This window comes from Cognatiyoonia sp. IB215446 (genome assembly GCF_033963825.1).
Lineage (GTDB): Bacteria > Pseudomonadota > Alphaproteobacteria > Rhodobacterales > Rhodobacteraceae > Yoonia.
In genome coordinates, this window is record NZ_JAXBMD010000002.1 from 97567 (window position 1) to 112927 (window position 15361).

General features: G+C 58.0%; 12 protein-coding genes. 5 read left to right on the top strand and 7 right to left on the bottom strand.

Going from position 1 to position 15361, the window contains the following annotated elements:
- Positions 1–103 precede the first annotated feature (103 nt).
- Positions 104–2386, top strand: a complete 2283-nt coding sequence (locus tag SLH49_RS07880; protein WP_320268623.1) for an adenosylcobalamin-dependent ribonucleoside-diphosphate reductase — start codon at positions 104–106, stop codon at positions 2384–2386.
- Positions 2387–2507: 121 nt separating this feature from the next.
- Here the strand turns inward: SLH49_RS07880 and SLH49_RS07885 are convergent, their stop codons facing one another.
- Positions 2508–2885 carry a helix-turn-helix domain-containing protein gene (locus tag SLH49_RS07885; protein WP_320268624.1) on the bottom strand — a complete coding sequence of 126 codons (378 nt, stop codon included), beginning with the start codon at positions 2883–2885 and terminating at the stop codon, positions 2508–2510.
- Here SLH49_RS07885 and SLH49_RS07890 point away from each other — a divergent pair.
- Together SLH49_RS07890 and SLH49_RS07895 are read left to right on the top strand one after the other, a co-directional pair.
- Positions 2771–3394, top strand: coding sequence for an RtcB family protein (locus SLH49_RS07890; RefSeq protein ID WP_320268625.1), 624 nt, complete (start codon positions 2771–2773; stop codon positions 3392–3394). The genes SLH49_RS07885 and SLH49_RS07890 overlap by 115 nt on opposite strands.
- A gap of 18 nt (positions 3395–3412) precedes the next feature.
- Positions 3413–3631 (top strand): hypothetical protein, encoded by a 219-nt coding sequence (locus SLH49_RS07895; protein WP_320268626.1) that lies wholly within the window; start codon positions 3413–3415, stop codon positions 3629–3631.
- A 144-nt stretch (positions 3632–3775) separates the two neighbouring features.
- Here the strand turns inward: SLH49_RS07895 and katG are convergent, their stop codons facing one another.
- Entirely contained in the window at positions 3776–5953 is a 2178-nt protein-coding gene (katG, locus tag SLH49_RS07900; RefSeq protein ID WP_320268627.1) for a catalase/peroxidase HPI, read from the bottom strand.
- Between the two features lie 105 nt (positions 5954–6058).
- Between katG and SLH49_RS07905 the strand changes: the two genes are divergently transcribed.
- The gene (locus SLH49_RS07905; protein WP_320268628.1) at positions 6059–6988 is read left to right on the top strand and encodes a hydrogen peroxide-inducible genes activator; all 930 of its coding nucleotides are present in this window, start codon (positions 6059–6061) and stop codon (positions 6986–6988) included.
- A gap of 9 nt (positions 6989–6997) precedes the next feature.
- On the opposite strand, the gene SLH49_RS07910 is transcribed toward SLH49_RS07905, so the two are convergent.
- Together SLH49_RS07910 and SLH49_RS07915 are read right to left on the bottom strand one after the other, a co-directional pair.
- Entirely contained in the window at positions 6998–10246 is a 3249-nt protein-coding gene (locus tag SLH49_RS07910) for an efflux RND transporter permease subunit (protein ID WP_320268629.1), read from the bottom strand.
- Between the two features lie 12 nt (positions 10247–10258).
- A complete protein-coding gene (locus tag SLH49_RS07915) occupies positions 10259–11464 on the bottom strand; it encodes an efflux RND transporter periplasmic adaptor subunit (protein WP_320268630.1) in 1206 nt (401 codons plus the stop codon).
- Positions 11465–11638: 174 nt separating this feature from the next.
- On the opposite strand from SLH49_RS07915, the gene SLH49_RS07920 reads away from it, so the two are divergent.
- Entirely contained in the window at positions 11639–12283 is a 645-nt protein-coding gene (locus tag SLH49_RS07920) for a TetR/AcrR family transcriptional regulator (RefSeq protein WP_320268631.1), read from the top strand.
- Positions 12284–12336: 53 nt separating this feature from the next.
- On the opposite strand, the gene tdh is transcribed toward SLH49_RS07920, so the two are convergent.
- From tdh to SLH49_RS07935, 3 genes are all read right to left on the bottom strand, one after another.
- Positions 12337–13365 (bottom strand): L-threonine 3-dehydrogenase, encoded by a 1029-nt coding sequence (gene tdh / locus SLH49_RS07925; protein WP_320269772.1) that lies wholly within the window; start codon positions 13363–13365, stop codon positions 12337–12339.
- A gap of 11 nt (positions 13366–13376) precedes the next feature.
- Entirely contained in the window at positions 13377–14564 is a 1188-nt protein-coding gene (locus SLH49_RS07930) for a glycine C-acetyltransferase (RefSeq protein ID WP_320268632.1), read from the bottom strand.
- Between the two features lie 328 nt (positions 14565–14892).
- Positions 14893–15345, bottom strand: a complete 453-nt coding sequence (locus SLH49_RS07935; protein ID WP_320268633.1) for a HugZ family protein — start codon at positions 15343–15345, stop codon at positions 14893–14895.
- Positions 15346–15361 lie beyond the last annotated feature (16 nt).

Below are 15361 nucleotides of genomic sequence, written 5' to 3' on the forward strand. Positions count from 1 at the left end.
TTTCAATCCGCCGCGCCTGCCGGTTCTGATTGACCAACAGGGGTGTGCCTGTCAAAACTGAACGCCTGCAACCGCCGCCACAACCCGACGCGAGGATCGCCCGATGAGTGCATTTGCTGCCCCGATTGCCGAACAGATCTGGGATATGAAGTACCGCTTCAAAGAGGCTGACGGAACACCAATCGATCAGACGGTTGAAGATACATGGAGGCGCCTTGCCCGGTCACTGGCGGAAGTCGAGGACGACCCGCAGGCCTGGGAAGACAAGTTCTATGATGCACTGGCGGACTTTAAATACTTGCCCGCAGGCCGGATCACCGCAGGCGCTGGCACCGCACGGTCAGTGACCCTTTTCAACTGCTTCGTCATGGGCACCGTGCCCGACAGTATGGGCGGCATTTTTGATATGCTGAAAGAGGCCGCGCTGACCATGCAACAAGGTGGTGGGATCGGCTACGACTTCTCGACCATTCGACCCCAAGGTGCTGCGGTCGAAGGTGTGGCAGCCGATGCCTCTGGCCCGCTCTCCTTCATGGATGTCTGGGACGCGATGTGCCGCACGATCATGTCGGCAGGCTCTCGTCGCGGGGCAATGATGGCCACGATGCGTTGCGATCACCCGGATGTGGAGGATTTCATCACCGCCAAATCGGACCCCGCGCGCTTGCGCATGTTCAACATGTCGGTGCTGGTGACCGACCCGTTCATGGAGGCGGTGAAGGCCGACAAGCCGTGGGATTTGGTGTTCGGCGACAGGGTCTACAAGACCTTGCAAGCCCGTGACCTTTGGGATGCGATCATGAAGTCGACTTATGATTATGCCGAGCCTGGCGTGATCTTCATCGACCGTATCAATCAGATGAACAACCTGAACTATTGCGAAACGATTGCGGCGACCAACCCCTGTGGTGAGCAACCCTTGCCGCCTTACGGCGCCTGTCTGCTGGGCTCAATCAATCTCGCCCGGCTGGTGGCCGACCCGTTTGAAGACGCGGCAGCACTGGACGAAGCGGCCCTGACCGATCTGGCAACGACCGCCGTCCGCATGATGGACAACGTTGTCGACGCTTCGAAATTCCCGCTGGAGGCGCAGCGGCAGGAGGCACAAGCCAAGCGCCGGATTGGGCTGGGCGTGACGGGCCTCGCTGATGCGCTCTTGATGGTTGGGCTGCGCTATGGCTCGGAGGAAGCGGCGCGTCAAACCGACTGCTGGATGCACGCAATCGCCCGCGCCGCGTATCTGGCGTCGGTCGATTTGGCGAAGGAAAAGGGCGCTTTCCCACTGTTCGACGCGGATCAGTTTCTGGCAAGTGGCGCAATGCAACACATGGATGCAGATGTTTGTGACTCCATCCGTAAAAATGGCATACGAAATGCGCTTCTGACGTCGATTGCGCCGACCGGGACCATCAGCCTTTATGCGGGCAATGTGTCCTCGGGCATCGAACCCGTATTCGCCTACGCCTATACCCGCAAGGTGCTGCAGAAAGACGGCTCGCGGACCGAAGAAGAAGTGGTCGACTACGCCGTCCAACTGTGGCGCGACCTGAAGGGCGACGCTCCCTTGCCCGACCATTTCGTCAACGCTCAGACGCTCGCGCCACTCGATCATGTCCGCATGCAGGCGGCGGCGCAGAAATGGATCGACAGCTCGATCTCCAAAACCATCAACTGCCCCGAAGATATCGGCTTTGACGATTTCAAAGAGGTCTACATGGCCGCCTGGGATCAGGGCTGTAAAGGCTGCACGACCTACCGGCCCAACGATGTGACAGGGTCTGTTCTGTCAGTGTCGGAAGAGACCTCTCCATCAGAGGTCCCGGATCAAGTCCGGGACAGCGACACCGGCGCCGAGGTGGTCTATATGTCCGAACCGCTCGACCGCCCGCAGGAATTGGAGGGCGCGACCTACAAGCTGAAATGGCCCGATAGTGAGCATGCGATCTACATCACCGTAAACGATCTAGTCATTGCCGGGCACAGACGACCGTTTGAGGTGTTCATCAACTCCAAGAATATGGAGCATTTCGCCTGGACCGTGGCGCTGACCCGCATGATCTCGGCCGTGTTCCGGCGCGGTGGAGATGTGTCTTTTGTGGTGGAGGAGTTGAAAGCGGTCTTCGACCCGCGCGGCGGGGCCTGGATGCAAGGCAAATACGTGCCCTCGATCCTGGCGGCGATTGGTGGCGTGATCGAAAAACACATGATCTCGATCGGCTTCCTTGCGGGCGAAGGCATGGGTCTAAAAGCCGATCCAAAAGCAGACGTGGTTGCCATCAATGGCGGCCCACGCGGCAAAGCTTGTTCATCCTGCGGGTCTTACGAGATGCGGATGATCGAAGGCTGCATGACCTGCGGCGCCTGTGGATACTCCAAATGTAGTTAGCCAGCCAAACCTGTATTTTTTGAAACGCGTCATCCGACATGGCTATTTGGGTCACGAAACGACCTCTAGCTCAGAGCCCATCTGTCTCCGCGAGGCAATAAAATAGCTTCAATTCAATGGGCTAGCCTTCACGAAGCAGGTCTTCGATTTCAGAGACAAGCGCAACCATCGTGGTCTCGAGGCCTTCGCTGAGGCCCTTTATCGCGTCAAGCCTCGGTTGGTGCTTTTGAGTCTCTAAAAGAGAGATGTAACGCATCGAAACGCCAGCCCGGTGTGCCAGTTTTTCTTGCATTGGCCCAAGCTCAGTCCGGCGTCTGCGTAGCGCAAATGCAAATGAACTGAGTAACTTATGCGGATGACGTCGGCGCTGCCTACGCGAGCGACTTGAGTTATTTGATTTTGCGGTATCGACCGGAGCGTTGGTTCTTTGGGCATTGCCATTGCACTCGCGGCGGTATGGTCGGAGACGGTGACCACTTCCTGTTTGTCGGACGTTCACGCAAAACCGGACGGATCGCGATTGTGACCCACCAAGGGTCGCGCAGGCCGAGTGCGGTTCTGCATAAGCATGGGATGCATCTGGCCGAGAAGTTCCGTGAAGACCTATCGCCCGAGACTGCCAAGCAGAACGCCTGGATCTTGGCAGATACCGAGGAAGGTCGTGACTATTGGGAGGCGCTGCAGCTGATCCGTAAGTGGACCAAGCCCAACCACAACGTCATCTACCAAGCAACGGTCGAGGCCGCGCGCGTGGGTGATGTGGGTGAGCGGTTCTGGAACGAGCACAATTTCGTCTTCAAGCGGGGTGATATCTATTATCACGGCAAGGGCGCGACCCCTGCCTGGGATGGATACGCATCGGATGCGACGGGGCTCACGCTTATTCCGCTGAACATGTCCGAACCCGTGCTTGTTGTGCGTGGTAAGGATGCGGGTCACGGTCTGGGGTTCAGCCCGCATGGTGCAGGTCGCAACTTCTCATGGTCCGAGCACAAGCGGCGCATGTGATCGGTCACGCCAGATGAGATGCTGAAGGTAGAAACCGAGGGTTTGGATATTCGGTTCCGTGCCGGTGGCGTGGATGCGTCGGAACTCTCGTCGAGATACAAAAACGCCGATAATGTGGTTGCCCAGATCAAATCCTACGATCTGGCCGAGATCGAAGATTACATCGATCCCTACGGCTGCATCATGGCAGGAGACGTTCCACCTTTCTGGCAAAACAGGAAAAAAGGTCGCCGGTAATTTCTGGCGACCTTTTCAATCCACTCACTGATGAGCGTTGGTTTTGTATACTGCAGATATTCACTTCCGACACGACAACGTCATCAAGTTTAGTGCACAAAAGCAGTTGGCGCAGCATCAGTGACGCTGCGCCGATGCAAGCCATCAGGCCAGTAAGTCGAACCGGTCGTTCATCATGACCTTGGTCCAGGCCGCCACAAAGTCGCGCACGAACTTTTCGGCGTTGTCATCCTGAGCATAAACCTCGGCATAGCCACGCAGGATAGAGTTAGAGCCGAAGACGAGGTCAGCACTTGTTGCGGTGAATTTCACGTCGCCCGTCTTGCGGTCGCGCAGCTCGTAGCTGCCACCATCCACCGGATGCCAGGACATCGCCATATCCGTAAGGTTCACGAAGAAGTCAGTCGTCAAAGCGCCTACACGGTCTGTGAACACGCCCAAAGCTGTACCGCCATGGTTCGCACCCAACACGCGCATCCCGCCCACAAGCACCGTCATCTCAGATGCAGTGAGGCCAAGGAGTTGCGCACGGTCAAGCATCATCGCCTCAGGCGAGACGGAATATGCTGCTTTCTGCCAGTTGCGGAAACCGTCGGCCAGAGGCTCCAAAACAGAAAAGCTGTCGGCATCCGTATGCTCGTCGCTGGCATCACCCCGACCTGGCGTGAAGGGGACGGCGACATCAAAGCCGGCAGCCTTGATCGCCTGTTCTAGCCCCACATTGCCGGCGAGGACAATGATATCAGCAACGGACGCGCCTGCGTCGACCGCGATGGGCTCCAGTATGCCAAGCACCTTGGCGAGCCGCGCAGGCTCGTTCCCTTCCCAGTCCCTCTGAGGCGCAAGACGGATGCGCGCTCCGTTGGCGCCGCCACGCTTGTCAGAGCCACGGTAGGTCCGGGCGCTGTCCCAAGCTGTGGCGATCATCTCGGCACTGCTGAGCCCGCTATCGGCGATCTTGGCCTTCAGCGCATCCACATCATAGCTGGTTGAGCCCGCTGGGATTGGGTCCTGCCAGATCAGGTTTTCAGCAGGCACATCAGGGCCGTAATAGTTCGCACGCGGCCCCATGTCGCGGTGGGTCAGCTTGAACCATGCCCGCCCGAAAGTCTCGGCAAAGTAATCCGGATCAGCGCGGAAGCGCTGGCAGATTTCGTTGTAGATCGGGTCGACCTTCATCGCCATATCCGCGTCAGTCATCATTGGCTTGACGCGCTTGGACAGATCGGTGGCGTCAACTGGCATCTCATCTTCCGGCATATCGACAGGCTGCCACTGATTGGCCCCGGCGGGCGATTTCGTCAGTTCCCATTCGTAGCCGAAGAGGTAGTCGAAATAGCCCATATCCCACTTCGTCGGCTCTTTCGTCCAAGCGCCTTCGATACCGGAGGTGAACGCATTGGTCGCCTTGCCGTCATGGCCGGGGTTTGACCAGCCCATGCCCTGGGCGTGGACAGGGCAGCCCTCGGGCTCGGCACCGATCTGATCATGGGCACCGCCACCATGGGCCTTGCCGACGGTATGACCACCACAGGTGAGCGCGGCCGTTTCCTCATCATTCATCGCCATCCGCGCAAATGTCTCGCGCACATGCAAAGCGGTTTTCGCGGGATCAGGATTGCCGTTCACGCCTTCTGGGTTGACGTAGATCAGACCCATATGAACAGCCGCTAGTGGGTTCTCCATCGTCGATGGGGTCTCCAGCTCGCTATAGCGCAGCTCTGACGGGGCGAGCCATTCGCTCTCGGACCCCCAATAAACATCCTTTTCGGGCCCCCAGATGTCTTCACGGCCAAAGCCGAAGCCAAAGGTCTTCAGACCCATCGATTCGTAAGCCACGTTGCCTGCCAGAATAATCAGGTCCGCCCAGGACAGCGCGTTGCCGTATTTCTTCTTGACCGGCCACAGCAGGCGGCGTGCCTTGTCGAGGCTGGCATTGTCAGGCCAGGAATTGAGCGGCGCGAAACGGATATTGCCGGACCCGGCACCGCCACGTCCGTCGCCCATCCGGTACGATCCGGCAGAGTGCCAGGCCAAACGGATCATCAGGCCACCATAATGGCCCCAATCGGCAGGCCACCAATCCTGACTGTCTTCCATCAGCGCCGTCAGGTCGGCTTTGACACCTTCATAGTCCAGCCCCTTGACCGCCTCGCGATGATCGTAATCCGGGTCCATGGGGTTCGTGCGCAGATCATGCTGGTGCAGAATGTCGAGGTTCAGCGCCTCTGGCCACCATTTGGTAACCGCGTTATCCATGCCGGTATTGCCACCATGCATAACTGGGCAACCGGTGCCGGGGGGGGTGTTGCTTCCGTCCATGTCGGATCTCCTGCGAGTAGGTTTTCGTGGGTGATGACGGTGAGGTAGAGCAGAATCGTCATTTATTCCAATTTATTCTTCTAAACTCTGTGATAAGCTGTTCTTATGATTGGCGTCACCCTCAGACATATGCGCTATTTCTCTGCCCTTGCTGCGCATCGCCATTTCGGGCGCGCGGCAGAGGCCTGTGCGATCTCACAACCCGCCCTTTCGTTACAGATAAAGGAACTGGAAGAAATGCTGGGTGCGCCACTGGTCGAACGCACCGCGCGGCAGATGCATTTGACAACTTTGGGCGAAGATTTCCTGGAGCGGATACAGGATATTCTGGTCCGCGTTGATGACCTTGAACAGCTGGTCCGCTCATCCAAGGACGGGCTGACGGGACGCCTGCGGTTGGGCATCATCCCGACCGTCGCACCCTATCTGCTGCCACGCGTGATCCAAACGCTGGGCGAGCGCTTTCCGGACGTCGAGATCGAACCGCGCGAATCTGTCACGCAATCGCTGGTGGAGGGGCTGCTCTCGTCCCAATTAGACATCGCGATCCTTGCACTTCCCATCTCGGACCCGGCTTTGCGGGAATTCGCGCTTTTCGACGAAGAATTCTATCTCGTCCGCCCGCAAACAGAGGCCGATGCCCCTGTCCCCAGCGCCGCCAGCCTTGAGGCGATGCGACTGTTGCTGCTTGAAGAGGGGCATTGCTTTCGCGATCAGGCACTGTCGTTTTGCGAGATCTCGGGGACGAGGCCGAAGCACATCATGGAGGGCAGTTCGCTATCCACACTCGTGCAGATGGTGGGGGCCGGGATCGGCGCGACGCTGATCCCGGAAATGGCGCTGGACTATGAAACACGCTCGGCAGAAGTCTGCGTTGCGCGATTTCAGGGTCAGCGGCCACGGCGGACAATTGGGATGATCTGGCGCAAGGCCAGCCCGTTGGGCGATCAGTTCATGACCATCGGCGCCTCCATCCGAAACTTGGCCGAAGCGAGCCGCGAAAAGCGGGTCCCTTCGGTCTCTGGTACCGCCTGACCGCTATCGCTATTCTGCGGCTTTGAGGATAAGCGGCCCATCGCCATCAACGGGCTTGCGTACCACCATTTCCGGCGAAGGATCATTAGACGCTTTTGCGGGCGAGAAGCCCTTTGCGACCACCAGAGACGCCGTCGAGATATAGTGCACGAGCATGAACACAGCCGGGATTGCAAAGATGATAACACCGGTTCCCAGCAACACCCCATAGCCAATCGAAACCGCCAGCGGGATCAGGAATTGCGCCTGCAGCGACGTCTCCATGATCAGCGGATAGACGCCCAGGAATGTCGTCACCGAAGTCAAAAGGATCGGGCGGAACCGGTCTTTGGTCCCTTCGACAACGGCGTCCTTCACCGCGTAGCCGCGCGACAGATACTCGTTATAAAGGTCGATCATCACGAGGCTGTTGTTGATCACCACACCAGCCAGACCGATGATCCCGAAGAAGCTCAAAAGGCCCAGCGGGATCCCAAGGATAAGGTGCCCGGTGACGGCCCCGATCAACCCCAGCGGAATGGCCAGCATCACCACAATCGGCTGCACAAAGCTGCGGAACACCAGAGCAAGCAGGGCGAAGATGACAAAAAGCGCAATCGCCAGCGCCTGCCCAAGGGCAGCCTGCGCATCGCCTTGCGTCTCCTGCTCACCGCCAAAGCTGGCATTCAGCCCCGGATTTGCGGCCATGAGCGGCGGCAGCAATTCCTCGCGAATGATCCGGTTCGCCTCACCATTGGTGATGATGCTTTCATCGACGTCCGCTGTCACCGTCGTCACGCGGCGCCCGTTCTGGCGCAGGATTTCAGAAGGTGAGAGGCCCTCTACCAAAGTGGCGACGGTCGAGAGCGGGATCAGGTCCCCCGATGGGGTCGAGATCCGGGTATCGAGAAGATCGTAAAGGCTGTCACGATCCTCAGACGGGAAGCGCACCATGACCGACACATTGTCCTGCCCACGCTGCACGCTCGTCGCCTCGATCCCGAAGAAACCATTGCGCGTTTGCACGGCTAGGTCCTGCAATGTGAGCCCATAAAGCCGGGCTTCGGGTTTCAGTTCCAGCTTGTATTCCAGCTTGCCCGATGAATTGTCGTCAAGGATCTGGAACACGCCGGGGATCGCGCCGAGGCCTGCGCGCAATTCTTCCACGATAGGTGAGATGTCTTCCTCGCCCGGCAGCGACAACCCAACTGCAATCGCATCGCCCGCATCGACCAGCGAGGACGAAATTGTGAGCGTATTCACACCCGCAATCTGGCCCACTTCCTCGCGCCAGAGTGCCTCAAAGGCGGCGGTTTCCCAGTCTCTGGAAGACGCCTCGGTAACCTCGACCACCACTTGCGCCAAGGTTGGGGCAACAGGGGCTGCATCACCGGTGGGTCCGCCACCACCCGCGCCGATGCCAACGACGACATATTGGCCGATCACCACGTCAGGCGCGCCAGCGGGCAACGTTTCCTGCAAACGGTCGCCGGCACGAATGGCTGCGACGCGCAAGTCTTCGGCGACCGCTTCGGTGCGTTGAAACGTTGTTCCGTCGGTCATCTCAACGGCTGCGGTCACGAACTCCCCCTGAATTTCAGGAAAGAAGCTGAAACGGACATAGCCGTGCGCGATCAACGCAACGGTCAGGGTCATCAGCGCGACAACGGCGGCGATCGGAATGAAAATCCTGTTCACACAGAAGCGCAACATCGCATCAAGCGGGTAGCGGATGAACCATTTCAAGCCCGCATCAATCACATGACGGATCGCGCCAATAAGACGGAATACGAGGTTTGGTTTGTAATCCGGCCCGATATCAAGGTTCGACAAGTTGCGGGGCAGGATCAAAAGCGCCTGCAGCAGCGATAGCAACAAAACGATCATCACCACCGTTGGAATATCGCCCAGGAACGATCCCAGGGGTGCTGGCATCTGCAAGAGCGGCCAGAAGGCGACCAGTGTCGTCAGGGTCGAAAAGATGACAGGCACAGCGATCCGCTGCGTCCCGCGCACTGCTGCCTGCACCGGCGACAGGCCCTTTTCCCCGTTCTTGTAGATGTTCTCAGATACCACGATCGCGTTATCCACCACGATCCCAATCGCCAGGATAAAGCCGAAAAGCGAGATCATGTTGATCGACATGCCCAGCGCGCCCATCACTATGAAGGTGGCTGCAAAGCTGATCCCGATCCCCATGGCCGACCAGAAGGCAAGGCGGACATCGAGGAACAGCGCCAGACATAGGATCACCAGCGCGAGCCCGATCACCGCGTTTTTCGTCAGAAGGTCGATGCGCGACTGAAGCTGCGTGGCCTCATTCTGCCAGATCGTCGCCTCGATCCCCTCTTCTAGTGAGGGGCGGAATGAGGTCCGCAAATGCTCTTGCGCCACTTCGACAATGCGCAGGATCTGCTCGTCCCCGACGCGGTAGACATTCACAGAAACCGAAGGGTCGCCGTTGAAAGAGGATGACAAGTCACTGTCTTCAAAGCCGTCACTGACCGTCGCGATGTCGCGCAGGAAAACCTGTGCACCTGTCCCGCTTGTGCGGATCACGATGTTCTCAAAATCCGTGCGCGTGTAATTGCGCCCCAGTGTACGAATGGGGATGGAGACACTCTCTGTCTCAATCGACCCACCCGGCAATTCCAACGAGTTCACGCCAACAATCTGTGCCACTTCGCCCAGTGTCAGGCCGTAGGCGCGCAAGGTATCGCGGTTAATCTCGATGCTGATTTCGTAATCGCGAATATTGGCGACCTCGACAAAGGAAATCCCGTCGAGTGCGGCAAGCTCATCCTTCAGGCGTCGTGCTTCTTCCTTCAGAACCTGTTCGGTTGCCGCGCCATGGACCGCGATTTCAAGTACCCGCGTTGAATTGTCGGACCGGACAACAACAGGCTCCTCGGCGTCCTCCGGGAAAACATCGATACTATCGACCTCGGTCTTCACCTCATCCAGCTTGGTTTCGATATCCTCGCCATCAAGGAAGGTGACGGTCACACCGCCCCGCCCCTCCGAGATATTGGCCGTCACGTCATCGATACCATCAACACCGCTGAGTTCATCCTCAATCGGGCGCACGATGCTGTCTTGTATCTCGGACGGTGATGCGCCCGGATAGCTGACCGAGATCGAAACGGAATCGAGCGCAAATTCCGGAAACGTCTTTTGCGGCAGGTTAGCGGCTGTCACTCCGCCAAGCCCGACCAACAGGATCATGGCCAGCCAGGCGGCAACAGGGTGTTCCGTCATCCATTTGATCGCGGCATTCATGATGCGGACCCCCTATTCAGCCACCAGTGACATGCGGTCGTCCTCGACGATGTCGCGCAGCGCCTTGCCCGGCTGCGGTGCCGCCAAAGTCGTGAGGATCAGCCGGTCATCCGGCATCAGGTCAAGGATTTCGACAAAGGACGTCTCACCATCCACATGAACGAGCGATGCAGGGTGGATCGCCAGGACACCGTCGCGCAAAAGCCAGATCGTATCGCTGTCCCGCAAGGCCGTGGAGGGGATCGCATAGGTGTTTGCGGGCTCTATGCCATCAATCACCACCTGCGCAAATGCGTTGATCAAGGCAGGCGGCGCGCCAGAGGCCAAAGCCGCGTCGCCCTCAATCCGCTCACGCAGAGCTACGGTTGCTGTCAATGTGCGGGTCTGCGGATCAAGCGATGGATCAACACGGACGATTTCGGCGCGCCAGCCTTCGTCGATACCGGCAAATGCGATTGTCACTGTCGCGGGCGCGGCGCGACCTTCAAAAAGGCCGGGGATCAGCGCGGCGTCGCTCTCACGAATGGCAACGCTCACTTCCATCCGGTCGTCGGTGTAGATCTGTGCAATCGGGCTGCCACCGGCGACGACATTGCCGATCTCGGCCTCTTTGGTCTGCACACTCCCGTCAAATGGCGCGCGGACGATCTTGTTCTCAAGCGCGATTTCGGCAGATGCGAGTTGCGCGCGCTGTCCTTCAAGGTTTGCGCGCACCTCTTCCTGTTGACCCAGCAGATCATCAACCGTTGCCTGTGACACGGCGTTGCGCTCGAGCAGGTTGCTGGCCCGCGTCAATTGCGTATCGATCAGGTCCAAACGCGCTTCGGTCGCCGCGATTGCGGCCTTGGCCTGTGCGATCTGGGCACGCTCATTGCTGGCATCGATCTCAACCAGAACATCGCCTTCCTGAAAGCCGTTGCGGTTGGTGATCGCGGGATGCAGCATGACGATCCGACCGCCTGTCGGTGCGGAAAGAGAGACTGTGCGGAATGGCTCCACAAATCCCTCGCCCCGAATGGGCAAAGGTCGGTTCACGGGTTCAAACGCGGCAGTTTCGACCAGCGTCACAGGGCGCGCCGCTGGCTCGGCAGTCACGACTTCCCTGTTCTCACCCAGGTAGTTGAACCCGACGAACCCGCCGACCACAATCGCTGCGGCCGCGGCGATCCAAAACAGTTCGCGTATTGCTCTGGCAACGAAGCCTATGACCTTGCGCATGGTGCATCCTTCAATTACTGACCCTTAGGTCATTAACAACTGACCATGTGGTCAGTAAAGCTCAAACTGTCATTGCTACGCATCGCTTCAAGAGATGGATGAGATTTTTTCAGTGGCCATTGAAAAAGAAGACAGAAAACGGCAGCTTATGATGTGCATAAAAAATTGGCAGAAATGACAGACACCCCCAAAACCAAACCCCGCCGCCGGAAAGAAGCGCGCCCCGCCGAGATCGTGGCAGCCGGTATTGCGGAATTCGCCACCTATGGCTTTGAACGCGCCCGGCTTGACCGGATCGCAAAGGCCGCGGGCATCTCAAAGGGGACGATCTACCTTTATTACCCATCGAAAGAGGCGCTTTTCCTTGCCGCCGTCGAAGAACACGTCATTGCGGTGATGGCCGAACATGAAAGCGCGCTCGACCATTTTGAAGGCACGACAGGCGAGATACTGACCCAGCTTTTGCGTGGCATTTACCGCCGTTTTGTCGAGGGCCAGGCACAAACGTTGTTTCGCATATTGATCACCGAGGGAAACCGCATCCCCCATGTCCTGACCAGCTATCACACGATGACGATCAAGCGCGGCGCGAGCCTTTTGCGCCGCATTCTTGAGCGCGGCATCCAACGCGGTGAGGTTGCGAACACGGCGATCCTTGAGAACCCGCAGGTGATGATCGCGCCAGCGATGTTCTTTGCGCTGCACAACATGATGTTCAGCCGGATCGAGACGCTGGACTTCGACACCTATTTCGAGGCGCATGTCGAATTGATCCTGAACGGCGTGATCAGCCGACCCTGCCCTGATACCGCCACCTGAATCGGCGCCGTAGCTCGGCCATCTGAAGGCTCACCCTTCCAGGAGCGAGCTATTCAAACCCAGTTCAGCACAACCTTGCCCGATCGCCCGGATTTCATCGCGGCAAAGCCACTGGCAAAATCGTTAACATCCAGTTCATGCGTAATGACGCGACTGACATCGAGCCCATTTTGCAGCATTGCGATCATCTTGTACCAGGTCTCGAACATCTCGCGGCCATAGACGCCCTTGATGGTGATGGCCTTGAAGACGATGCGTGACCAGTCCACCGGCGATTTACCGGGCGGGATGCCCAAAAGCGCTATTTTGCCGCCCATCACCAATGCCTCAACCATCTGATCAAGCGCCTGCTGGTTGCCCGACATCTCTAGCCCAACATCAAACCCTTCTTTCAGGCCAAGCGCGGCAATGACGTCGTTGAGGTCTTCCTCGGCAACATTGACGACCCGCGCCGTGGGCACAACGTGCTGCGCGAGCCTCAGCCTATCAGGGTTGATATCGGTGATCACGACATTGCGGGCGCCTGCATGACGCGCAACGGCACCTGCCATAATGCCAATCGGGCCCGCCCCGGTGATCAGAACATCCTCGCCCAGCAGATCAAAGCTGAGCGCGGTATGCACTGCATTGCCCAGCGGGTCGAGGATGGCGCCAATCTCATCGGGAATGTCATCCGGCAGTGGCACGACGTTAAAGGCGGGCAGCTTCAGATATTCGGCAAAGGCCCCCTGCTCGTTCACGCCAATACCGCGCGTACCGGGATCGAGATGGAATTTTCCCGCGCGGCTTTGCCGGCTTTCCTTCCCGATCAGATGCCCCTCGCCCGAACAGCGTTGGCCGATGGACAACCCAGTGACATCCTTGCCAATCTCGACGATTTCGCCCGCAAATTCATGACCGGTGATCATCGGCACAGGCACGGTATGCGCCGCCCATTCATCCCAATTCCAGATATGGATGTCGGTACCGCAGATCCCCGTCTTGCGCACACGGATCAGCACCTCATCCGGGCCGATTTCCGGTACGGGCGCCTGCACCATCCACAACCCTTCAGTCGGCTTGGATTTTTCCAGCGCTTTCATCGTGTTGGGTCTCACTTGATCACCCCCAGTTCCTTGCCCACCTTGCCAAAGGCATCCAAGGCGCGGTCTAGTTCCTCTTTGGTGAGTGCCGCGTTCATCTGCGTCCTGATCCGCGCCTGCCCGCGCGGCACGACCGGGAAGAAGAAGCCAGAGACATAGACACCCTCCTCGAACAATCGGTTCGCCATATCCTGCGCAAGCTTAGCATCCCCCAGCATCACCGGAATAATCGGATGCTCACCGGGCAAGAGCTCAAAGCCAAGCGCGGTCAATCCTGCCCGCCAATAGCGCGCATTCTCAAAGAGTTGCGCCCGCAATGCGCCTCCCTCTTCCAACAGCCGGATGGCCTCCAGCCCCGCGGCGACAATGGCTGGGGGCAGTGAGTTGGAAAAGAGATACGGCCGCGCCCGTTGCCGCAAAAGGTCAATCACCGGCTGCGGCCCCGCGATGTAGCCGCCAATGCCGCCTCCCATGGCCTTGCCAAGCGTCCCTGTTAGAATGTCCACATCAACGCCAAAATAATCCGGCGTACCAGCACCTCGTGGCCCCATAAAGCCGGTGGCATGACAATCGTCGACCATCACCACCGCGTCATACTCCTTTGCCAACCGAGTGATTTCGGGCAGATTGGCAAGATAGCCATCCATCGAAAACACCCCATCCGTCGCGATCATGACATGCCGCGCACCGTCATTGCGTGCGCCTTTCAATGTCTCCTCCAGATCGCCCATGTCGTTGTTGGCGTAGCGGTAGCGCTTCGCCTTGCACAGCCGCACCCCGTCAATGATCGATGCATGGTTCAGGCTGTCCGAGACAATGGCATCCTCAGGGCCCAGCAATGGCTCGAAAAGCCCGCCATTGGCGTCGAAACAGGCCGCGAAAAGGATGGAATCATCCTTGCGCAAGAAGGCTGCGAGTCTCTGCTCCAAAGCACGGTGGATATCCTGCGTCCCGCAGATGAAACGGACCGATGCCATGCCGAAACCCTTGGGTCCCATTGCTGCCTTTGCCGCTTCGATGAGCACCGGGTGATCGGCCAGACCCAAATAGTTGTTGGCGCAAAGGTTGATGACCTGTTTGCCACCCACTGTGATCTCGCCACCCTGGGGCGAGGTGATCTTGCGCTCATGCTTGTATAGACCTTCGTTCGTGATCTGCTCAAGCGTCTTCGATGTGTGTGACAGGAAAGCATCTGACATGGTCAACCTCTACGATGTCACCTTGAACCTATGATATCGGATGACAATCCTAAATAGCGGATCACGCAGAACAAGAGTCCATCTGATCTGCAGTGTGTTGCGCTTTTAAGTCTTTTTGACCACCATGAAAACGCGCGAAAAGCGATCTTTAACGCGATGGTCTGTTCGGACCTGTAGGGTGATGAAGCGCCGGCGACAACCAACTGCGTCAAGTAAGCTAAGTATAGGACTAAAGTATGCCGGATCGATTATGTCGGGTAACACCGCACCTAGATCGGTTGACATCGTTATGCTTTGCCCGGCGTCAACGCACCCCTTTCATCCCTCCTCAGAATTGGCGAATGTCATCTGGTGTCAGGTGGTAAGCCTTGCCGAAGCCTCCGTTGAGGTGAACGTCGGTCGGGCGTAAACGGAACAGAAAAAAATCGGAGAAATCGTAGTATAGTTTTGCCTTGGGTATCGCCTCAAGCCATCTTTCTTTGTTGGCGGCTTTGTCCGCAATTTCTGCAGTTCCAACGATCGTCATACGAGGATGGGTCAAGGGATCTCCCCTCATTTCCGGCTCCCCGATAAGCGCTGCAAAATTTGGTTTTTTTTGCAATGCTTTAGTGTGCGTCGACAACGTCGAGATGAGGGTAAGTAATCCATCATTGTCGGGAAGCATTGCGACGCGCGCGACATAGGGTACGCCTGGCTGAGTAATTACTGACAAAGCACCAAAGCGTGTCCCTTCCAAAAGGCTACGCGCAAGTGCGCGCGCCTCATCAGTCGCCGCACTCACGGGCACGCGCTTAGAC